The organism is Falsiroseomonas stagni DSM 19981, assembly GCF_900114315.1.
Taxonomy (GTDB): domain Bacteria; phylum Pseudomonadota; class Alphaproteobacteria; order Acetobacterales; family Acetobacteraceae; genus Falsiroseomonas; species Falsiroseomonas stagni.
In genome coordinates, this window is the sequence record NZ_FOSQ01000007.1 from 98,282 (window position 1) to 118,855 (window position 20,574).

Genomic DNA, 20,574 nt, shown 5'->3' on the forward strand with positions numbered 1-20,574 from the left:
CATCGCCGATGGCATCGACCACGTAGGAATCGTTGCCGGCGCCGCCCACCATGCTGTCGGCGTCAAGCCCGCCATCCAGCCAGTCATTGCCATCGCCGCCGACCAGCGTATCGCCGCCCGCAGCGCCGACCAGCGAGTCATTGCCCGCATCGCCATCCAGCACATTCGCGCCGGTATTGCCGGTCAGCACGTTGGCCAGCGCATTGCCCGTACCGGCCAGGCCGGCCGTGCCGGTCAGCAGCAGGTTATCGACATGCGCCGCCAGGACATGGTTGACGGAGGCATTGACCCGGTCGATGCCGCCGGAAGCCAACTCAGTGACCTCGTCGCCGCCATCGTCCACGACATAGAGATCGTTCCCGGAGCCGCCTTCCAGCGCATCCGCGCCAGGCCCGCCATCCAGCGTGTCATTGCCGTCCTCGCCCCGCAGCACGTCGTTCCCCGCGCCGCCGGCCAGCGAATCGGCCCCACCCCGGCCCAGCAGCACATCGTCGCCACCGGCGCCGCCCAGTTGGTCGGAACGCGCCGTGCCTTCCAGCGTCTCGGCGCCGGTGCCGCCGGACAGGCGCCGCCCCGCGAGGTTGACGACCAGGCTCCCCGCCGTCGTGCCGCCCAGGCCATCATCCAGCGTGATCGTGAGCGTCCGGCGTTCCTCGCCCAGTTCCGCGCTGCTGGCGAAGGCGATCGCCTCCACCACCGCCTCCACCACCGCCACGTCCCGGGTGCCGTTCAGCGCGACGAGGAAATCCGCGCCGCCCGTGCCGCCGCTGACACTGCCGACCACGATGCCGCCATGGATGACGTCGGTGCCGGACAGGCTGATGGCAGCGGTGGAGGCCAGGCCGATCACGTCCTCCGCCAACTGGCCGGAGACGACGATGCTGCCCGTGAAGAAGACGCCATCCGGATCGCTGACGCTGACATCGGGGTCGAGCCGCACCGGCCCGGCCTCGATCCGCGGGGTCGAGAGGTTCAGCGCCGCCGCCAACCCGGCCAGGACCGGGGGGGCGGAGGGCCGCAGCGTGATGCTCTGGGTGGACGGCGTCTGGTCCTCGTTGCCCGCGTCATCCACCGCGGTCACGGTGACGGTCCAGTCGCCTCGCGGCGCGGCCGGGATGCTGTAGGACCAGGAGCCGACGCCGCCGCCCTCGTCCTGGACGGCGGCGTAGACGATGCTCTGGGTACCGGATGGGTCTTCGAGCAGCAGGCGGACCACGGCCGAGCTGTCAGACACCGTGCCATCCAGGCGCAGCGTGGCGGCGGTGCTGATGACCGGCAGGGCCGCAAAGGTCGCCTCCGGCGGCGTCGTGTCGATCGTGATCTCGGTGGCGGGCGAGGTGGCGGATACGTTGCCGGCGACATCGGTCAGCCTGAAGGTGACGCGGTGCGTCCCCTCCGCCAGGACGGGAAGGTCGAGTTCCCAGACGCCGAAGCTGTCCGCAATCGCGGTGCCGACGGCAATGTCGTTGACGAGGACCGTGGCGGAGGACCCGGCCTCCCCATAGCCCCAGACCAGTGGGGTCGTGTCGGAGGTCAGGCGATCATTGTCGAGGACACCGGTGTCCGACGTCTCGTCCAGTTCCGCCGCTTCCAGGCTGGCGATCGTGAAGACCGGCGTGAAATGCAGCGGATTGGACGAAGCGCCGCCTGTGTTGTTGTTGCTGAACAGCCGCGTGCCGGCGAAGGTGCCGTCGGTGATCCAGAGTTCCCGCCCCCGCAAGCCATCATCGGCCCAGAAGACGACGCTGCCATCGGCCATCCGCGTCAGCGTGCCGGGGTCGGAGGACGCAGCGCCCGCGTTGAGGTCCAGCAACTGGTAGGTATCGCCGGTGCCGATGTCGAAGACCCAGAGTTCCCTGCCATAGTCCACGGTGGTCGCGGCGAAGACCACGCGGCCGTCGATGGTCTCCACCATCCCACTCGGCGTGCTGCTGTCGATGCCGGGCTCGATATCCGCCAGCAGGCGGGTGTTGGCGCTGGTCAGGTCGGTGATCCACAGCTCCGCACCGCGGATGTCGTCATCGGCCCGGAACAGGACCTGGCCGTCGGACAGCAGGGTGAAGTCGCCGGCTGCACTGCCATCCGAGCCGTCCTGGATGTCCTTGAGCATCCGGGTGCCGATCGCGGTGCCGTCCGTGATCCAGGCTTCCGCCCCCTCCGCCGCCGTCAGGCCGAGGAAGATGGCGCGTCCGCCGCCGATGGCGGTGAAGGGATCGGCGGTGCTGGCGACATGGACGTCCCCGAGCGCCGTCGTGCCCGGCGCCGTGCCGTCGGTGATCCAGAGCTGCCCGGACAGCGAGGCGAAGAGAGCTGTCCCGTTGCCGAGCGCCGTGATCTCCCGCGGCGAGGACGAGCCCAGCCCATCGAGGTCCTTCAGCAGATAGGTGCCGCCAGCCGTACCGTCCGTGATCCAGAGTTCGCGGCCCGATACGCCATCATCCGCCGTGAACAGGGCCTTCCCCGCGGTGAGCGAGACGATGCCCTGGACATCGCTGCCATCCGCGCCCGGCCTGATGTCCTTCGCCAACCTGGTGCCGTCGGCGGTGCCGTCCGTGATCCAGAGTTCGCGGCCCGATACGCCATCATCCGCGGAGAACAGGGCAAGCCCGGAGGACGCATCCAGCAGCGTCAGATGCCCGGGGTTGGCACCGCCACCCAGGTTGATGTCCTTCAGCAGGGTCGTGCCGGCCTCGGTCCCGTCCGTGACCCACAACTCCCGGCCGCTGGCGGGGTCGTCGAGCGTGAAGAGGACCTTCTGGTTCGGCAGCACGACCAGGCCGGCAGGATCGCTGCCGGCGGCGCCGGCGAAGGCATCGGTCAGGCGATGGAGGCCATCCCGGGCACCGTCGGTGACCCACAGCTCCGTCCCCGTCTCCCCAGTGCTCGCGTTGAAGACCACGCGCCCATCGGCGAGGGTGGCGATCTCCGCCGGGCCGACGGGGGCGCCGGAATAGCCGGTGGCGTTGAGGTCGGGAAGCTGGACGGCGTAGTATTCGCTGCCGTTGTAGAGCCAGACCTCGCGGTCACCCCCATCGCCGGCGGCGGTGAACAGGAAGGTGCCGGGATAGACCATGGTGAAGTCGCGCGGCGCGCTGCCCAGCGTGCCCCCGCGGATCTCCTGGAACAGGTAGGTGCCGGCGCTGGTGCCGTCGGTGATCCAGAGTTCGGCGTTGCCGGCGACACCTTCCGCGCTGAAGACGGCACGGCCATCGCCGATGCTGGTCAGGCCCGTGATGTTGGCGGAGTCTGGACCAGGCGCGATGTCGGCAAGGCGCCCGCCACTCGGCGTACCGCCATCGAACAGGAAATAGCCGAGTTCGCGGCCGAAGCCCGCTTCCTCGAAGGTGAAGATGAAGGCTTCGGGCAGGGTGAAGGTGCCGCCGGGAAACCGGACGACGGGGCCGAGGATCGTGAAGTCCCGTATGGCGCTGCCGGCCGCGCCGGGCGTGAGGTCGAGCCCCCCCACCACGGTGTCGCCGGAGACGAGGAACAACTCCTCCCCCATGCCGGCGACATCGGCGATGACGACTGCCACGTCGCTGAAAATCGGCACGATGTCGGAGACGGAGAGAAGCGCGCCCCCGAAGACGTCCCAGCCCGTGATCGTGATCGTCGTATCGCCAACGGCCTTGCGGAGCGTGACGTTGCCGGTCCCGTCATCCGCCGCGAATAGCAGCGTCCCGTCCGCCAGCGCCGCGAGATCCCCCACCTGCCCGCTGGCCGGACCCGGCGCGGCATCGAGGAACTGGGTCGTTCCGGCGGCGGTGCCATCCGTCACCCAGAGTTCGCGCCCATGGGCTGCCGTTTCCGCCACGAAGAAGACGCGGCCATCGCCCGAAGCGGTGAACTGGGTCGGCGTGGCGGCGAACAGGCCGCCCTCCGTCAGCGCATGGGTCCCGAAGGCGCTGCCATCCGTCACCCAGACATGGCTGCCATGCACGGAATCCACGGTGGTGAAGACGGCGCGGCCATCGGTGGTCGCGGTCAGGTTCTGGATGGCGGCGCCGTCGGGCAAGGTCGTCAGCGCGGTGGTGCCGGCACCGGTGCCGTTCGTCACCCAGAGTTCGGCGCCCGACGCTCCGTCGTCGCCGACGAAGAGCACCCGGTCCGTCGTGCCCAGCACCACCGGCGTGACACCACCATCGACCCCGCCGCCACCGAGGGGCGAGACGTTCACCACCGGGTAGAAGGGGCCACCGGAACTCAGGAACCATTCCCGCACGCCCGACCCGCCATCGGCCGTCACCAGGACATCGAGGTTCCGGCCGCCGCCGGGGGCCTCCGTATCGATGAACAGCGTCAGCGCATCCGAGACATCGGACACGATGCCGCCGGCCTCGGTCTGAACCCGGAGCTCTTGGCGCCCATCGGCCAGGGCCTGGGTGGGCGTGATCGACCAGTTGCCGTCCGCATCCGCCGTGCCGGTGCCCAGCAGCCGCCCGCCGACGAGCAGGCGGATATCGGCGAAGGCCGCCGCAACGCCGGTGATGGTCGGCGTGTTGTCGTTGGTGATGCCGTCGCCGATGGCACCGCCATCGGATGCCACGGCAAGGCCGGGCGCCGCCGGCGCCGCCCCCGCGATGGTAAGCGACAGGTCGCGGGAGGCAGGGCCGGCATTGCCCGCCGCATCGACCTCCTGCGCCGTCACCACGCGGCTGCCGAGTTCCAGTGTATCGAGGGGCGTGAAGGTCCAGCCGCCGGTGGCGGAGGCGCTGGTGGAACCGACCACGATCCCGTCCACCAGGATCTCCACCATGGCGAGGGGCGTGGCCTGGCCGCGCAGGGTGGGCGTGACGTCGGTGGTGATGCGGTCGCCGACCACGCCGCTGTCGCCGGTGGGGTCGAGGCTGACGGTCGGCTGGGCGGTGGGGGGCGTGACGTCGATGACGAAGGTCAGCGGTGGTGAGGGGTCGGAGGGCGCCATCTCGCTGAGTTCGGCCGTGACCGTGACGTCATGCGACCCCTCGGCCAGGGGGCTCAGGGTGAAGCTCCACTGGCCGTCGGCGAAGGTGTCGCTGTCCACCAGGGCCCCGTCCAGATAGACGGAGACGAGGGCACCGGGCGCCGCAATCCCCTCGATCGTCGGTGCCGTCACCTTCGTGATGTTGTCGCCCGCCAGGCCGGAATCGGAGCCGGTGGCCAGGACCGGGGCGTTCGGCGTCGGGGAAAACCCACCACTCGGCATCGTCCATCAACTCCATCGGGGCAGAACAGGGCCCGGTGCTGGAAGCCCATCCTGGCTTCGCCACGGCGGGCAGGCAGGCGCCCCGCCGCGTTCACGAAGGAACCGCCCCTGCCGTGGCCCTGCCCGGCCGGGGCTCCAATCGTTAACGAAACCTTGCCGATATGGCACGAAACGGCAACGGCCCAAAACCCGATTCCATGAGACAGACGAGACACTTGCGTGCCGCACACCCCCATGGGATCACGTCCCGGATCAGCGCCGCCGGGAACCATGTCCGACGCCACCGTCCAGATCCGCAGCGGCGGCGACAGTGCGCCCCCCTACCAGGTGGAGGCCTCCGCCGGCTTCGCGGCCTGGCTGCGGGCGCAGGACATCGCATTGGCCGTCACCACCTACCAGATCGGCAAGGTCTTCCTGGTGGGGGCGGAGGATGAGCGGCAGCTCAACGTCACCGAACGCACCTTCGAACGCTGCCTCGGCATCGCGGCTGGCGGCGGGGCGCTGGCCCTGGCGGGGCGGAACGCGATCTACCGCTTCAGCAACATCCTGGCCCCGGGCCAGGTGCTGGAAGGGCATGACGCTGTCTATGCGCCGATGGCCGCCTGGTACACCGGCGACGTCTTCGCCCATGATGTCGGGCTGCTGCCCGATGGGCGCCCGGTCTTCGTCAATACCATGTTCTCCTGCCTGGCCGCGGTGGATGAGGCGACGAGCTTCCGCCCGGCCTGGCGGCCATCCTTCATCACCCGCCTGGCGCCGCAGGATCGCTGCCACCTGAACGGCCTGGCGATGGAGGAAGCGACGGGCCGCCCCGCCTTCGTCACGGCCTGCGCCACCACCGACACGCCGCGCGGCTGGGCGGAGCAGCGCGTGGGCCAGGGCGTCGTCATCGACCTGGCGCGGGATTCCGTGGTCTGCACCGGGCTCACCATGCCGCATTCGCCGCGGCTGCATGACGGGCGGCTCTATGTGCTGAACGCCGGCACAGGGGAGCTGGGGCTGGTGGATACCGGCGCTGGGCGGTTCCATCCCCTTGCCTTCCTGCCCGGCTTCGCGCGCGGCCTGGCGCTGCATCGCGGGCATGCGCTGGTCGGCCTGTCCCTGCCGCGGGTGAACCAGGTCTTCGCCGGGCTGCCGCTGGACGACCGGCTGAAGGCGGAAGGGCGCGCGCCGGAATGCGCCGTGCTGGTCGTGGAACTCGCCAGCGGGCGGGTGCTGCACTGCATGCGGCTGGGGGGCATCGTGCGGGAACTCTACGACATCGCCATCCTGCCGGGCGCGCGGCGGCCGATGCTGGTGGGGCTGGCGCAGGGGCAGATCAACCGGCTGATCTCCGCCGGGCCGCCGACCACGCTCGCGGCGCTCCTGCCGCGATGAGCAGCCGGGTGACGCCCGCGACGCGCGCGGCGGAGGCAGCGGGAATCCCCTTCCGACTGCTGGAATACGCCTACGATCCCGATGCCGATGCCATCGGGCTCCACGCCGCCGCCTCGCTCGGCATGGACCCCGCCCTGGTGTTCAAGACGCTGGTGGCCGTGCTCGACAGCGGCGAGATGGTGTGCGCGGCCATCCCCTCCGCCGCGCGGCTCGGGCTGAAGGCGCTGGCGGCGGCGGCGGGTGCCAGGCGGGCGGAGATGGCGCCCCCCGCCAAGGCGGAACGCGCCACCGGCTATGTCGTCGGCGGCATCAGCCCCTTCGGCCAGAAGAAGCGGCTGCGCTGCTTCCTGGATGCCAGCGCGCTGGCCCATCCCGAGATCGTCGTGAATGGCGGCCGGCGGGGCTTGCAGATCCTCCTCGCGCCGGCGGATGCGGTGAAGGCGCTGGGGGCGACGGTGGCCGCGATATCCGCCTGACCGGTGGGCCTGCTGCGGGACGTGGAGACGCCCCCGCCAAGCGCGCCATGGCCGCCGCATTGTGCTGCCTGGGCCGGGAGGCGGGCGCTCACATCGTGGCCGACGGGATCGAGACCCGGGCTGAGTGCCAGGTGCTGGCAGCGTCGGGCGTCAGCAAGGACCGGGGCAACCTGCTGGGCCGGCCGCTGGAGTTGACGGCCGGGAAGGCCGCGCCGGGGTCATCCCGCACCCCGGCTGCCAGAGCAATATGCGTTCAGAGGGAATCATCTGAACGCATTTCTTCCTCTAGATTCAGTAACTTCTAGAGCATGAGCTGCGTTCATTTGAACGCGGCCTGCTAGACCCGGATGATGTCGCGCGAAGCCTCCGACAGCAGCGTCGCCCCCGTCGCGGTGACGATGACGTTGTCGATCAGCCGCGCGCCCAGGCGTTCCTTGTGCAGGAAGATCGGCGGCTCGATCGTCAGCACCATGCCTTCCTCGATCACGCCCGTGGCGCCGCCGAACATGTTCAGGGGCTCGCCCCAGGATGGCGGGAAACCCGGCGCCAGGCCGTAGCCGGAGGTATGCAGCCGGCCCGCATCGAAGCCCGCCTCGGCGATGATGCGCTTTGCCGCCAGATGCGGCCCGATCGCGGGAACGCCGGGACGGATGGCGGCGATCATGGCATCGCCGGCGGCGCGCACGACGTCATGGATATGCTGGTATCGCGCGGAGGGCGTGCCGAGGCAGAAATCGCGCCCGAGCGTCGCGGTGTACCGGCGAAAAGCAGCGCCGAGTTCGATGTTGCCGCCATCGCCCGCCCGCATCACCCGCTGCGTCGGCGCGCCATGCGCGTAGCAGAGGCGCTCCCCCGTCACGAGGTTCATGGTGCTGGCCGGCAGGCCGCAGCCGCTGGCGAGCAGGGCGCGATAGGCTTCCCCCGCCATGGCCAGTTCCGTGCAGCCCGGCCGCGCCACGGCGAGGCAGGCGGCCAGGGCGGCATCGGCATGGCGCGCGGCCTCCCGCACATGGGCGAGTTCCGCGGGCGACTTCCGCGCCCTTATGTCGTGGAGGAGGGTCGCGGGCTCCGCCACCAGCGCATCGCCCAGCAGGTCCTTCATCCGCGTGTAATGATGGGGGTGCAGGTAGTAGCCCGTCATCTCGATGCCGACGCGCGCGGTGGTCAGCCCGTGCCGGCCCGCCAGGGTGGCGAAGGCCTCGATCGGGTCCTCGGGCTCCGGGCCGCCCCAGGGGATGGCATCATCGACCCAGGCATCGTCGCGCCACTCGCCGATATCGGAACCGCGCGAGAGCAGCGTCAGCGGCCGGTCCTCCGCGGCCAGCAGCAGGCACTGGAAGGATTGGTAGGACTTCGCCTCCCCGCCCGTCAGCCAGAACAGCGATACGGGATGCAGCACCACCAGCCAGTCCAGCCCGGCATCCGCCACGGCGCGGCGCGCGCGGGCGACGCGATCCGCGAATTCGTCGCGCGTGAAATCATGCTTCGACATGGCGTGCCCCTGGTTTCGCTGCCGTCAGGCTAGTCAGGCCCGCGGCGCCGCCGCAAGCGGGCGGGCCGGCCAGCCCCCGGCCTTGACGACATCACGCACCACGCGCCGCAGCAACGCCGCCACCGGATCGACGAGGTCCGGCTGCGCCGGCGCGGCCGCGGTGACCAGGGTCAGCTTCCAGTGCACGCGCGGGCGGAAGGGCACGCCGGCGAGTTCGCCCCGCGCCGCTTCCTGCGCGAAGCCGCCCCGCGTCAGCAGCGTGTAGCCCATGCCGGCGCGCAGCAGCGCCCGGATCACGGAATGGTCGTCCACCTCCAGCCGCGGCGCGGGGGCGCCGCCTTCCTCCGCCAGCCAGTCATCCAGCAGGCGGCGGGATGCATTGGGCCGGCCCGGCAGGATGAGGGGCAGGTCGACCAGGTCGGCGGGCCTGGCATGGCCGCGCGCCAGGGCCGGCGCGCCTGGCGTGCCCACCAGGCAGACCTCCTCCTCCGCCAGCGGCAACAACCGAAATCCCTTCTGCGGCAGGGGATCATGCACCAGGGCCAGGTCGACCCGGCCGCGCACCAGCCAGTCATGGATGGTGCCGGAAAAGCCGCCGAGGATGCGCAGCTGCACGCCGGGCAGCGCCTCCGCCATCCGCTCCGCCAAAGGCGGCACCAGCCAGCGCCCGGCGGCGGGGGGCACGGCGATGGCGATGGCGCCTGACGGCCCCTTGGCGGCACCGCGGATCTCGGCGCGTGCCTCGTCGAACTGGCGGAACACGGATTGCGCGCGGTCCAGCAGCACGCGCCCCGCTTCGGTCAGCGTGACGCCATGCCCGTGCCGGCGGAACAGCGCGCGGCCGACATCCAGTTCCAGCTTGCGGATCTGCCGGCTGACGGCGGGCTGGGAGATGCGCAGCGCATCGGCGCCCCGGCTGTAGGAACCGTATTCCGCCACCACCTGGAAGTAGCGCAGCGCGCGCGTATCCATGCCTCGCTCGATCCAACATCTGGGTTATGGACGCTATGCCGCTTATGCCTTTGACGCCAGGGTGGCGCGGCCATAGCGTTTCCATCGAAGCAAGGCTTCGGCGGGAGATGAAGGCGTGAAGTTCGGGCTGATGACCCAGATCCAGATGCCGCGGCCCTGGACGGAAACAACGGAACGCCAGGGCTTCTGGAACTGCGTGACGCAGGCGGAGGCCGCGGATGCCGTGGGCTTCGAGCATTTCTGGATCACCGAGCAGCACTTCTTCATCGAGATCGGCCACTGCTCCCAGCCGGAGATGGTGCTGGCCGCGATCAGCCAGCGCACGAAGCGCATGCGGCTGGGCTTCGGCGTCATCCTGATGCCGGTCCACAACCCCTTCTTCATCGCGGAGCGCGTCGCGACCCTCGATGTGCTGAGCAATGGCCGCTGCGATTTCGGCGCGGGGCGCGGGACATCGCCCTATGTCGTCACCGGGCTCGGCCATGATCCCGCCAAGGGGCGGGAGATCGGGCGGGAATCCATGGAAGCCGTGCTGCGGATGCTGGAGAGCGACCTGTTCCCCGGCTTCAAGGGCGAGCATTTCGACCTGCCCGCGCGCCATGTCGTGCCCCATCCCATCCAGCGCCCGCATCCCCCGATCTGGGTCGCGGCCTCCACGCTGGAGACCTGGCAGCATGCGGGGCGGCAGGGTTTCGGCGTGATCGGGGTCAGCCGCTACACGCCGGAGGAAACGGCGCCCTCCATCGCCGCCTATCGGGAAGCGGTGGCCAAGGCGGATGCCTCCACCCTCGTCGCGCGGGTGCCGAACCCGCAGACCGGCGTCTTCGCGATCAGTTGCGTGCATGACGATGATCGCACGGGCCGCGACCTCGCCTGCGCCGCGGCACGCTGGTACTACGGCGACAATGATGCGGAGCTGAACCGCGTGCGCTTCGCCACCGATGGCGGCGTCGGCAAGGTCAGCGACAAGATCGCCAGCCGCAGCAATGATGAGCTGATCGAGGACGCGATGGCGATCGGCGGCAATCCCGACACGGTCTGCCGGCAGGTGGAGAAGTGGCAGAAGGTCGGCATCGACCAGATGATCTTCTTCCTCCAGGCCGGCAACACGACGCATGACCAGGTGATGCGGTCCATCGAGCTGATCGGCGAGAAGGTCATCCCGCGTTTCAGCTAGCGGCCGCAACCCCCTCGACAAGCGCTGCCCGCCGGGCGGAACATCGGGCCAAGCAAGGCCAACAGGGTTGGGGATGAGGAGAGCGGACATGAAGCTTCTGGGCAGGCGTGGCCTGGCGAAGGCCGGTCTTGCGACGGCGATGCTGGCAGCCCCGGGCAACGCCCGGGCGCAGGCGCTGCCGAAGGTGCGGATCTGGGGCGCCTCCGCGACGATCGAGGCCTATCACGGCTTCCTCTTCCTCGGCATGCCGCTGGGCTTCTATCGGGACCAGGGGATCGACGCCGAATTCGGCACCGCCGCCGGCTCCGCCGCCACGCTCCAGCTTGTCGCCACCAACCAGGCGCAGCTCGGCTATGTGGGGATGGAGACGCTGATCCTGGCCAAGGCGCGCAACCCGACGCTGCCCGTCACCGCCGTCTACCTCCAGGATCGCGGCAACATCTATGAGATCGTGGTGCCGGAGGACAGCGCCATCCGCTCCGTCGCCGACCTGCGCGACAGGAACCTCGGCGTCGCGAACCTGGCTTCCGGTGCCATCCCCTCCATCCGCGCCATGCTGGCCGATGCGGGGCTGAACCCGGATACGAGCATCGGCATGATCCCGGTGGGCAATGGCGCCGCTGCCGCCACCGCGCTGCGGGCCAACCGCGTGCAGGCGCTGTCGCTGTTCCGCGCGCAGCATGCGGTGATCGAGACGCTGGGCGTGAAGCTGCGCTACTTCCAGCGCGAACAGCCTTCCGCCGTGCTGATAGCCAACACCAATTTCCTGCGCAGCAACCCCGATGCCTGCGTGGCCGCGCTGCGCGGCGTGGTCGCGGGATCCGTCTTCGCGCAGATCGCGCCCCAGGCGACGGTGCGCGAACACTGGAAGATGTTCGGCCGCCCGACCGGCATCAGCGAGGAGGAGGCGATGTCCCGCGCCACCCATGTGCTGACGCGCTCCGCCGAATTGTGGAAGCGCTGGGACGATGCGGCCACGCCCTGGGGCTCCATGACCAGGGAACAGTGGGACGCCATGCAGCAATTCATGGTGACGCAGAAGCTCATGGAACGCGCGATCGACAGCGGCACGCTGTTCAACACGGATCTGCTGGCCCGCGTGAACGCGATGGATACGGCACCGGTCATCGCGCGGGCCCGTGCGGCCTGATCGGATGGAGCACGCCGGAGGGGGCGGCGCGGCGCTCGAGATCCGCGGCCTCCGCATGGTGTACCGGCGCGGGGATGCGGCGGTGGAAGCGATCGCGGGCCTCGACCTCGATGTCGCGGACCGGGAATTCGTCGCCATCGTCGGTCCCTCCGGCTGCGGGAAATCCACGCTGCTGAAGCTGGTCACGGGCCTGCGCCAGGCGACGTCCGGCCGCATCACGCTGCATGGGCGGCCGGTGGCCGGGCCGCGGCCGGATGTGGGGATCGTGTTCCAGTCGCCGGTGCTGTTCCCCTGGCGGACGGTCCTGGACAATGTCCTGCTTCCGGCCGATGTGCTGAAGCTTCCCCGCGCGCAATACACGGACCGTGCGAAGGAATTGCTGGAACTCGTCGGCCTCGGCGGGTTCGAGACGATGTACCCCCAGGAACTGTCCGGCGGCATGCAGCAGCGCGCCGCCATCGCCCGGGCCCTGGTGCATGACGCGCCGCTGCTGCTGATGGATGAGCCCTTCGGCGCGCTGGACGCGATGACGCGGGAGCAGATGAACCTGGAACTTCAGCGCATCTGGGCAGCCAGCCGCAAGACCGTGGTCTTCATCACCCATTCCATCGCGGAAGCCGTCTTCCTGGCCGACCGCATCGTCGTGATGTCCCCCCGCCCCGGCCGGATCCTGGAGATCATCAGCAACCCGATGCCGCGGCTGCGCACCATGGAGGACACCTTGAGCCCCGAATTCGGCGCCATGGTCCATCATGTGCGTGGCCTGCTGGGCGGCGGCGGAACGGGGGCGGCGCTGTGATGGCCAGGTTGCGGCACGCGGCGCTGCCGCTGACTGTCTTCGTCATCTTCCTCGCGGTGTGGGAAGCGATCATCCGGGGGCTGGAGGTCCCGTCCTACCTGGTGCCCGCGCCCAGCGCCGTGGCGGGCGCCTTCTGGCGCGGCTTCACGCAGGCGCGATACCTGGACCACGCGATGATCACCGGCTTCCAGGCCATTGCCGGCTTCATCGCGGGCAGCCTGCTCGGCATCGCGATCGGCGCGATGGTGGTGGTGTTCCCTGTCGCGGAGCGGATCGTCTATCCGTACATCGTCGCCTTGCAGACCGTGCCGAAGGTCGCCGTGGCGCCGCTGATCATCGTGTGGTTCGGCTTCGGGATCGAAAGCAAGATCGTCATCGTCGCGCTGGTGTCGCTGTTCCCGGTGCTGGTGAACGTCATCGCCGGGCTGAAGGCGGTGGACCAGGACAGGCTGGACCTGATGAGCGCACTCGGCGCCACGCGCTGGCAGATCATGCGCTACCTGCGGCTGCCGAACGCCCTGCCCTTCGTCTTCGCCGGGCTGAACACCGCCATCGTGTTCAGCGTCATCGGCGCGATCGTGGGTGAGTTCGTGGGCGCCAACAAGGGCATCGGCTTCCTGATCCTGCAGGCGAACTTCGCGCTCGACATCGCGGCGGCCTTCGCCCTGTTCGTCGTTCTCTCCATCATGGGCGTGACCATGCATGCCACGCTGCAATGGATCCAGCGGAAGGTGGTGTTCTGGTCGCGCGCGGAGGAGCATTTCCGCCCCTGACCGGCCGGCGCCTTGGCGCCATCGCCCCTTGCCTTCCCTGGCGCGCCGTCTTCCTATCCACGGGGGAAACGAGAAGAAGTCAGTCCCGGCCATGCAGACCCTGCGCACGATGAGCCTGTTCGCCGCGATCGCGCATCACGGCAGCCTCTCGGCCGCCGCGCGGAAGCTGGGGCTGTCACCCGCCTCCGTGTCTCGCCAGATCACGGCGCTGGAGGAACAGCTCGGCGCCCGCCTGCTCAACCGCACCAGCCGCAGCATGACGCTGACCAGCACCGGTGAGATCTTCCTGCGCCATGCCGAGAACATCCTGCATCAGGTCGAGGAGATGCAGGTCGAGGTCAGCCAGCGGGAACAGCAGCCCTCCGGCCTGCTGCGCGTGCATTCCCGCATGCTGGTGGGAACGCTGGTGCTGATGCCGAACCTGCCGCGCTTCCTCCAGGCGCATCCGCAGATCACTGTCGAACTGGCGATGTCGAACCACGCCATCGACCTGGCGGAGCGCAATGTCGATGTCGACATCCGGATCGGCAAGCTGACGGAAAGCGCGCTGATCGCGCGGCGCCTGGCGACCAGCGAACGCGTGGTCTGCGCCGCGCCCGCCTACCTCGCCGGCCGGCCGGCGATCCGCGAACCCGCCGACCTGATGCGGCAGAACTGCCTCACCTACCGCCTCGGCATGGGCCGGACCGTCTGGCGCTTCGTCGATGCGGCGGGGCAGACGGCGGAGGTGCCGGTCACAGGGTCTCTCACCACCGACAACGGCCCCGCTTTGCACGCCGCGGCGCTGGCCGGGCTCGGCATCGCGCTGATGCCGGACTGGTCGGTGCGGGAGGATATCCGCGCCGGCAGGCTGGTGCGCCTCTTCGCCGGCCATCGCGCCAGCCACCTGGAATTCGAGAATGGCGTCTTCGCGGTCTACCAGCGCAGCCGCCACCTCTCGGCCCGCGTGCGGGTCTTCGTCGATTTCCTCGTGGAGATCTTCAAGGACGCGGAGCGCTAGTCGCCGCCTATAGCGGGGATCGCCACATCGCGGGCACGAAGCCGTAGCCCTCACTCCGCCGCGCGACATGGCCGATGCCCGGGAAGCCGAGATGCGATCCCGCGATGACGATGCGGTCCGTCGCGGCCATGTCGAAGATGCGCGTGCGGGTGCGCGCGGCCAGGTCCGGGTCGGAGTCAAAGGAGATGGACCAGTCCGGCCGCGCGAATTGCAGCGTCTGGCTGTGCACCACATCGCCCCACATCAGGAACTGCGCGCCGCCGGAGGCGACATGCACGCCGAGGTGCCCGGGCGTATGGCCCGGTATGGCCAGGGTCCGAACCCCCGGCGCCACTTCCGTCTCCGTCCCGATCCGGCGCAGGCGGTTGCCATAGGCGGCCAGCACGGCGCGGGCCGGGCCGAAGAAGGGGCTCAGCGGCGCCGGCGCGCGCGTCTCCTCCCCCGTGTCGGACCAGTAGGCGGCCTCCGCTTCCGCGACCAGCACCTCGGCGCGCGGGAACAGCGCGGCGCCGTCGGCGGTCAGCATCCCCGCGGCGTGGTCGCGGTGCAGATGCGTCAGCACCACCGCATCGATGTCCTGCAGCGTCACGCCCGCCGCGCGCAGGTTGCGCGGGATCTGGCCGAGTGCCGGTCCCAGCGCCGCGGCGGCACCGGCATCGACCAGGACCAGGCGGCTGCCCGTATTGACCAGGAAGGCGTTGACGGCCAGCGGCACGCCACCGGGCGCATCGAAGGCTTCCGCCTTCAGCCGCGTGCCGATCGCGGCATCGTAGCGCTGGAACAGGTTGGGCAGCGCCGCATCGGGGAAGGCGAGGTTGCCGTCGAGCAGCGCCGTCACCTCGATATCGCCGACACGGTGGCGGTAGAAGCCGGGCGCCTGTTCGGTGGCGCGCGGCACCGCGGCGCCGGCCGGGATGATGGTGCCGCCCAGCGCGGCCACACCAGCCAGGCTGCCCAGCAGCAGGCCGCGGCGCGGCAGGTTCATCCCGTCCATGTCTCTTCTCCCCGTTTCATTCCGCACGGATGTTCGCCCGTTGGATGGCGTCCCGCCATTCCGCGATGTCGCGGCGCAAGGTGGCGCCGAATTCCTCCGGCCCCAGGCCGCGCGGCACCATGCCGAGGGGCATCAGCCGCTCCCGGAAACCAGGTTCGGCCAGGGAGGCGCGTACCGCCTCCGCCATCCTCGCCTGGATCTCCGGCGGCAGCCGCGCTGGGGCCAGCAGGCCCAGCCAGAATTCATTCGCGAAGTCCGGCAGGCCGCTTTCGACGATGGTCGGCACCTGCGGCAGCAGGGGCGCGCGTTCCGCGCTGGTCACGGCCAGCGCGCGCAGGCGCCCATCCTCCACCAGGGCGCGGGAGCCCGGGATGGTGTCGAAGATGAACTGGATCTCGTTCTGCATCAGCGCGGTCACGGAAGGGCCGCCGCCGCGATACGGGACATGCACCATCTGCGCGCCGGCGCGCAGCGCGAACAACTCCCCGATCAGATGGCCGGAGGACCCTGTACCGGCGGAGCCGAAATTGACCTTGCCCGGATTGGCGCGCGCGAAGGCCACCAGCTCCCCCACATTGCGGGCGGGCAGCGCGGGATTGACCACCAGCAGATAGGGCCCGGTGACGAGGAGCGAGACCGGCACCAGGTCCGTGAGCACATTGTAGGGCAGGTTCTGCTTGAAGCTCGGCTCCGTCGCCAGGACGGAGGTGTGGAACAGGAAGGTGGTGCCATCCGGCGCGGCCCGGGCCACGGCTTCCGTCCCGATGGAGCCGGCGGCGCCGGCGCGGTTCTCCACCACCACGGGCTGGCCGAGGCGGTTCTGCAATTCGCTGGCCAGCAGCCGCGCCACCGGGTCGGTGGAGCCGCCCGGGGGATAGGGGACGATGATGCGGATGGGGCGGTCCGGCCAGCGCGGCTGCGCCTGCGCGGCGGGCAGCAGCGCCGGCATGGCGGCGGTGATGCCCAACAGACGAACAGCCTGCCTGCGGCCGAGCTTGCGCATCGACGTTCCCCCCTTCTCGTCCCGTGCCGCGTCGCGACCGGGTTGCGGGAACGTTAGGCATGGCGCGCGGCCAGGTGAATGTCGTTCCTGGGCACGGCATCCTTGCGCCCGGTGAAAGGATGGTGGCCCGGCGGGGCGGCGGTCACCGCGGCGTTGCATCCAGAGCAAGGATGCTGCTCATCCGCTGGATGTTGTCGGGCAGCACCCCCCGCCGCAACACTTCGCGGACCAGAACGGGAGGACGGCAAGGATGCAGGCAACCCGCCGCGCGGTATTCGGCATGGGGGCGGGGCTGGCCCTGTCCTCCCCTGCCCTCGCCCAGGGCACGGCGCCCTTCCCGAGCCGCCCCATCCGCTTCGTCGTCCCCTTCGCCCCGGCCGGCGGCAGCGACATCGTCGCGCGGCTCCTGGTCGAGGAACTGGCGCCGCGGCTCGGCCAGCCGCTGGTGGTGGAGAACCGTCCGGGCCAGGCGGCTTCCGTGGGCGCCGCGCATGTCGCGCAGCAGCCGCCGGATGGCTACACCATCCTGATCTGTACCCCCGGGGTGCAGATGACGAACCCCTTCCTCTACAGCAACCTGCCCTATGACGCCGAACGCGGCTTCACGCCGATCGTCCACATCGCCTACCTGCCCAACATCCTGGTGGTGCATCCGTCGCTGCCCGCGCGCAGCGTGGCGGAATTCGTGGCCCATGCCCGGGCCAATCCGGACCGGCTGAGCTTCTCCTCCACCGGGCCCGGCAGTTCCAGCCACCTGGCGATGGAATTGTTCATGAGCATGAGCGGCACGCGCATGACTCATGTGCCCTATCGCAGTTCCGGCCAGGCGCTGACGGATCTGATGGCGGGGCGCGTGGACGCCAGCCTCGACAGCTTCGCGGCGATGATCCCGGCGGTGCGCGCCGGCAGTCTCCGCGTCCTCGGCATCTCGACCGAAAGGCCGCTGGAGGATCATCCGGAAATCCCGGCCATCGCCGCCACCCTTCCGGGCTATGAGGGCACGACACTGCTCTACATGGTCGGGCCGGCCGGCATCCCGGCACCCATCGTGCAGCGGCTGAACACCGCCTTCAACGAGGTGCTGGCCCTGCCCCGCATCCGGGAACGGTTCCGGGAGATGGGCATGGCCGCGTCCGGCGGCACGCCGGAGGAACTGGCGCAGGTCATCGCGGAAGGCCGAACGAAATGGCGCGGCGTGATCGAACGCGCCAACGTCAAGCTGGATTGAGCGCCATGGAACTGCAGACCTGTCGGCTGGAGGTGTCGGACGGCGTCGCCATCGCCACGCTCGATCGCCCGCCGGTGAACGCCCAGAACCGCCGCCTGCGCCAGGAACTCACCTGGATCTTCGACAGTTGCAGCGACCGGCGCGACGTGCGCTGCGTGGTGCTGACCGGGGCGGGCAACAGCTTCTCCGCCGGCGCGGACATCAAGGAACGCGTGGGCCTGGTGCAGGAACCCGGTGACTACATCGCGCATAACCGGCTGACGCGGGAATTCTTCTACGCGCCGATGGATTGCCTGAAGCCGGTGATCTGCGCGGCCAATGGCCCCGCCATCGGCGCCGGCTTCGCGCTGATGCTGTCCTGCGACGTGATGTTCGCCGCCGAGACCTGCTGGGTGCAGATGCCGGAGATCGATGTCGGCCTGGCCGGCGGCACCAAGCTGCTGTCGGAGCATTTCTCGCGCTCCATGGCGCGGGCCATGTACCTCACGGGTCGCAAGGTCGCGGCGGCGGAGTTGTATCGCCTGGGCCTGATCGAACCGCCCCTGCCGCGCGACGCCCTGCTGCCGGCGGCGATCGCCATGGCGCGGGAGATCGCGGCGAAAAGCCCGCGCGGATCGCGGGAGATCAAGCGGTCCTTCAACGTGGTGGAGACCATGCCCTACCGCGAGGCGTATCGCTTCGAGCAGACCATTACCGAGGAACTCTCGCACACCGCCGACGCGAAGGAAGCGCAGCGCGCCTTCGTCGAGAAGCGCAAGCCCGTCTTCAAGGGGGAATAGGATGGCAACCGGCCGCTACACGAGTGACCTTGAGGAAGGCGATCGGCTCGGGCCGGTCGAGGTGGTGATCAGCCCCTTCCAGGTGCGCGAATACTGCCACGCGAATGAGATGCACCAGCCCTGTTTCCAGGACGATCCGAACCCGATCGTGCCGCCCAGCATGGCGCATCTGGAGAAGCTGCGATTCTATACCCTGTATTGCCCTGAGGGCTGCGGGCCGAATGCGCGCGTGCACTACACCTTCGATGTGCGCTGGCACGGCGCCCTGCGCGCCGGCACGCCATTGGCGGTCGAGGGCGTGGTGCGCAGCCGCAGCATGAAGCGCGGGCGCGAATACATGGATGTGGACATCACGATGCGGGAGAAGGCGACCGGCCGCCTGCTGGTGGAATACCGCGACACCGTCTGCCTTTCCTACCGCGAAGCCGCGAAGGACGCCGCGTGATGGAACTCCGCCCCGGTGACGAAATCCGCGCCAGGCCCCGCATCATGACGCGGGAACGGATGCGCTGGTATGTCGATGCGCTGCCGACCGTCGAAGCCAATGACGGCCGCGTGCATTTCAGCGTGCCGACCATCCATGATGATGATGAATACGCGAAGGGCCAGGGCCTGCCGGGCATCATCTCCGACGGCATGATCACCACCAACTGGATCCTGGACCTGCTGCTGCGCAGCTTCGGCACCCAGGTGCTGGAGGATCCGGGTGCGCTGGTCACCAAGTTCATCGCCCCGGTCTATGAGAATGTCCCCATCACCTGCGCGCTGCGGGTGGAGGGGGTGGAGGCGCTGCCGGAAGGCGGCAGCCGGCTGGCGCTGAAGGTCTGGGCGGAGGATGGTGCGGGCAGGATCGTCACCGTCGGCACCGCCGCCCTTCGCGTGAACTGAGCATGGATGGCGTCCTCGATGGCGTGCGCGTGCTGGACCTCAGCCGCGTCTTCGCCGGCCCGGCGGCGACCCAGGTGCTGGGCGACCTCGGCGCCGATGTGATCAAGGTGGAGGAGCCCGGCCGCGGGGATGAGGCCCGCGGCTTCGGCGTGACGGCGCCGGTGCTGGAACGGCTCGGCGCCAGCCCGTCCTACCTCGCGCTCAACCGCAACAAGCGCAGCATCGCGATCGACCTGAAGTCGCCGGCGGGCCTCGCCCTCGTGAAGCGCCTGGCGGCATCGGTGGATGTGCTGGTCCACAATTTCCGGCCCGGCGCGATGGAGAAATGGGGCCTCGGCTGGGATGACCTGCGGGCCGCCAATCCGCGCCTGATCCATTGCGGCTTCTCCGGCTATGGCGAGAGCGGGACGCTGCGCGACTTCGGCGCGAATGACGTCGCGTTGCAGGCGCATAGCGGGCTGATGCACCTGACCGGGGAGCCGGACCGCCCACCCGTGCGCGTCGGCACCGCGGGGATCGATCTGCATGGCAGCCTCGGCATGGTCTGCGCCATCCTCGCCGCGCTGTTGCACCGGGGAAAGACCGGCGAGGGGCAGAAGGTCACCTCCTCCCTCCTGCAATCCTCCGCGCATCTGATGAGCTACTTCTACACCGACTGGTGGCTGGCCCGGACCGAGCACCGCCGCATGGGCACGGCGAATCACCTCAGCGTCCCGAACCAGGTCTTTCCCGCCGCGGACGGCGATGTCGTCATCATCGCGCCGTCGGACGACATGTGGCGCCGCCTGGCGCATGCGCTGGATCCGGCGCGGCTGGACCGGCCGGACTTCACCACCGCCATGGATCGCCGGACGCATCGCGTGGCGCTGGTGGAGACGCTGTCTGCCGTGACGCGCGGCCTGACCTGCGACGAGATCCTGCGCCGCCTTGGCGCGGCCAAGGTCAATGTCGCGCGGGTGCACAATGTGGGCCAGGCAGCCGACCATCCCCAGCTGGAGGCGGTTGGCGCGGTGCTGCACTGGGAGCGGAACGGACAGGCCGAGCAGGGCGTGGCACCCCCCTTCACGCTCGGCGCCGCCCCGGTGGGCGTGCGCCTTCCCCCGCCTTCCGTCGGGGAGCACACCACGCAGATCCTGGCGGAGCTTGGCCTGGATGACGCCGCCATCGAGGCCGCGCGCCAGGCCGGCGCCTTCGGCCTGGCGGAGGCAGCGCCCCCGGCGTAGCCGGGCGAGTGTCGGGAGTTGGCGTTGACCCGGTTGCGTGGACACCCCGACGCCGGCG

General features: G+C 69.9%; 17 protein-coding genes. 12 read left to right on the top strand and 5 right to left on the bottom strand.

Going from position 1 to position 20,574, the window contains the following annotated elements:
• Positions 1-5,185, bottom strand: a 5,185-nt coding sequence (locus BM041_RS18095) for an Ig-like domain-containing protein (RefSeq protein WP_217648757.1), incomplete at its 3' end; no start/stop codon positions are given.
• 270 nt (positions 5,186-5,455) lie between these two features.
• Here BM041_RS18095 and BM041_RS18100 point away from each other — a divergent pair.
• Together BM041_RS18100 and ybaK are read left to right on the top strand one after the other, a co-directional pair.
• Positions 5,456-6,562, top strand: a complete 1,107-nt coding sequence (locus BM041_RS18100) for a TIGR03032 family protein (protein ID WP_092961292.1) — start codon at positions 5,456-5,458, stop codon at positions 6,560-6,562.
• Positions 6,559-7,038 carry a Cys-tRNA(Pro) deacylase gene (gene ybaK / locus BM041_RS18105; RefSeq protein ID WP_092961293.1) on the top strand — a complete coding sequence of 160 codons (480 nt, stop codon included), beginning with the start codon at positions 6,559-6,561 and terminating at the stop codon, positions 7,036-7,038. Before BM041_RS18100 ends, ybaK begins: the two co-directional genes overlap by 4 nt.
• 337 nt (positions 7,039-7,375) lie before the next feature.
• Here the strand turns inward: ybaK and BM041_RS18110 are convergent, their stop codons facing one another.
• Both BM041_RS18110 and BM041_RS18115 read right to left on the bottom strand, forming a co-directional pair.
• The gene (locus BM041_RS18110) at positions 7,376-8,530 is read right to left on the bottom strand and encodes a M24 family metallopeptidase (RefSeq protein ID WP_092961294.1); all 1,155 of its coding nucleotides are present in this window, start codon (positions 8,528-8,530) and stop codon (positions 7,376-7,378) included.
• A gap of 33 nt (positions 8,531-8,563) precedes the next feature.
• Entirely contained in the window at positions 8,564-9,502 is a 939-nt protein-coding gene (locus tag BM041_RS18115) for a LysR family transcriptional regulator (RefSeq protein WP_092961295.1), read from the bottom strand.
• A gap of 115 nt (positions 9,503-9,617) precedes the next feature.
• On the opposite strand from BM041_RS18115, the gene BM041_RS18120 reads away from it, so the two are divergent.
• The 5 genes from BM041_RS18120 to BM041_RS18140 all read left to right on the top strand — a co-directional run bounded on the left by BM041_RS18120 (position 9,618) and on the right by BM041_RS18140 (position 14,401).
• Positions 9,618-10,679, top strand: coding sequence for an LLM class flavin-dependent oxidoreductase (locus BM041_RS18120; RefSeq protein ID WP_092961296.1), 1,062 nt, complete (start codon positions 9,618-9,620; stop codon positions 10,677-10,679).
• A gap of 88 nt (positions 10,680-10,767) precedes the next feature.
• On the top strand, positions 10,768-11,829 hold the full coding sequence (locus BM041_RS18125) for an ABC transporter substrate-binding protein (protein WP_175534010.1): 1,062 nt from the start codon (positions 10,768-10,770) through the stop codon (positions 11,827-11,829).
• Positions 11,830-11,833: 4 nt separating this feature from the next.
• Positions 11,834-12,628: an ABC transporter ATP-binding protein gene (locus BM041_RS18130; RefSeq protein ID WP_092961298.1), complete on the top strand. Its 795-nt coding sequence runs from the start codon at positions 11,834-11,836 to the stop codon at positions 12,626-12,628.
• Positions 12,628-13,401 (top strand): ABC transporter permease, encoded by a 774-nt coding sequence (locus tag BM041_RS18135; RefSeq protein ID WP_092961299.1) that lies wholly within the window; start codon positions 12,628-12,630, stop codon positions 13,399-13,401. The genes BM041_RS18130 and BM041_RS18135 overlap by 1 nt, the downstream gene beginning before the upstream one ends.
• 91 nt (positions 13,402-13,492) lie before the next feature.
• Positions 13,493-14,401 carry a LysR family transcriptional regulator gene (locus tag BM041_RS18140; RefSeq protein WP_092961300.1) on the top strand — a complete coding sequence of 303 codons (909 nt, stop codon included), beginning with the start codon at positions 13,493-13,495 and terminating at the stop codon, positions 14,399-14,401.
• Between the two features lie 7 nt (positions 14,402-14,408).
• Here the strand turns inward: BM041_RS18140 and BM041_RS18145 are convergent, their stop codons facing one another.
• Together BM041_RS18145 and BM041_RS18150 are read right to left on the bottom strand one after the other, a co-directional pair.
• Entirely contained in the window at positions 14,409-15,395 is a 987-nt protein-coding gene (locus BM041_RS18145; RefSeq protein ID WP_217648758.1) for an MBL fold metallo-hydrolase, read from the bottom strand.
• A 16-nt stretch (positions 15,396-15,411) separates the two neighbouring features.
• On the bottom strand, positions 15,412-16,344 hold the full coding sequence (locus BM041_RS18150; RefSeq protein ID WP_217648759.1) for a Bug family tripartite tricarboxylate transporter substrate binding protein: 933 nt from the start codon (positions 16,342-16,344) through the stop codon (positions 15,412-15,414).
• A gap of 304 nt (positions 16,345-16,648) precedes the next feature.
• Between BM041_RS18150 and BM041_RS18155 the strand changes: the two genes are divergently transcribed.
• From BM041_RS18155 to BM041_RS18175, 5 genes are read left to right on the top strand one after another with little or no spacing between them, the layout of a single operon-like run.
• Entirely contained in the window at positions 16,649-17,626 is a 978-nt protein-coding gene (locus BM041_RS18155) for a Bug family tripartite tricarboxylate transporter substrate binding protein (protein ID WP_092961302.1), read from the top strand.
• Between the two features lie 5 nt (positions 17,627-17,631).
• The gene (locus BM041_RS18160) at positions 17,632-18,405 is read left to right on the top strand and encodes an enoyl-CoA hydratase/isomerase family protein (RefSeq protein ID WP_092961303.1); all 774 of its coding nucleotides are present in this window, start codon (positions 17,632-17,634) and stop codon (positions 18,403-18,405) included.
• 1 nt (position 18,406) lies between these two features.
• Positions 18,407-18,850: a hypothetical protein gene (locus tag BM041_RS18165; RefSeq protein ID WP_092961304.1), complete on the top strand. Its 444-nt coding sequence runs from the start codon at positions 18,407-18,409 to the stop codon at positions 18,848-18,850.
• On the top strand, positions 18,850-19,293 hold the full coding sequence (locus BM041_RS18170; RefSeq protein ID WP_092961305.1) for a MaoC family dehydratase: 444 nt from the start codon (positions 18,850-18,852) through the stop codon (positions 19,291-19,293). Before BM041_RS18165 ends, BM041_RS18170 begins: the two co-directional genes overlap by 1 nt.
• 2 nt (positions 19,294-19,295) lie before the next feature.
• Positions 19,296-20,516 carry a CaiB/BaiF CoA transferase family protein gene (locus BM041_RS18175; RefSeq protein ID WP_092961306.1) on the top strand — a complete coding sequence of 407 codons (1,221 nt, stop codon included), beginning with the start codon at positions 19,296-19,298 and terminating at the stop codon, positions 20,514-20,516.
• Positions 20,517-20,574 lie beyond the last annotated feature (58 nt).

Bases quoted from the DNA above. Each gene is read 5' to 3' on its own strand.
- BM041_RS18100 (WP_092961292.1), top strand. From the start codon at position 5,456: ATGTCCGACGCCACCGTCCAGATCCGCAGCGGCGGCGACAGTGCGCCC.
- ybaK (WP_092961293.1), top strand. From the start codon at position 6,559: ATGAGCAGCCGGGTGACGCCCGCGACGCGCGCGGCGGAGGCAGCGGGA.
- BM041_RS18110 (WP_092961294.1), bottom strand. From the start codon at position 8,530: ATGTCGAAGCATGATTTCACGCGCGACGAATTCGCGGATCGCGTCGCC.
- BM041_RS18115 (WP_092961295.1), bottom strand. From the start codon at position 9,502: ATGGATACGCGCGCGCTGCGCTACTTCCAGGTGGTGGCGGAATACGGT.
- BM041_RS18125 (WP_175534010.1), top strand. From the start codon at position 10,768: ATGAAGCTTCTGGGCAGGCGTGGCCTGGCGAAGGCCGGTCTTGCGACG.
- BM041_RS18130 (WP_092961298.1), top strand. From the start codon at position 11,834: ATGGAGCACGCCGGAGGGGGCGGCGCGGCGCTCGAGATCCGCGGCCTC.
- BM041_RS18135 (WP_092961299.1), top strand. From the start codon at position 12,628: ATGGCCAGGTTGCGGCACGCGGCGCTGCCGCTGACTGTCTTCGTCATC.
- BM041_RS18140 (WP_092961300.1), top strand. From the start codon at position 13,493: ATGCAGACCCTGCGCACGATGAGCCTGTTCGCCGCGATCGCGCATCAC.
- BM041_RS18145 (WP_217648758.1), bottom strand. From the start codon at position 15,395: ATGGACGGGATGAACCTGCCGCGCCGCGGCCTGCTGCTGGGCAGCCTG.
- BM041_RS18150 (WP_217648759.1), bottom strand. From the start codon at position 16,344: ATGCCGGCGCTGCTGCCCGCCGCGCAGGCGCAGCCGCGCTGGCCGGAC.
- BM041_RS18155 (WP_092961302.1), top strand. From the start codon at position 16,649: ATGCAGGCAACCCGCCGCGCGGTATTCGGCATGGGGGCGGGGCTGGCC.
- BM041_RS18160 (WP_092961303.1), top strand. From the start codon at position 17,632: ATGGAACTGCAGACCTGTCGGCTGGAGGTGTCGGACGGCGTCGCCATC.
- BM041_RS18165 (WP_092961304.1), top strand. From the start codon at position 18,407: ATGGCAACCGGCCGCTACACGAGTGACCTTGAGGAAGGCGATCGGCTC.
- BM041_RS18170 (WP_092961305.1), top strand. From the start codon at position 18,850: ATGGAACTCCGCCCCGGTGACGAAATCCGCGCCAGGCCCCGCATCATG.
- BM041_RS18175 (WP_092961306.1), top strand. From the start codon at position 19,296: ATGGATGGCGTCCTCGATGGCGTGCGCGTGCTGGACCTCAGCCGCGTC.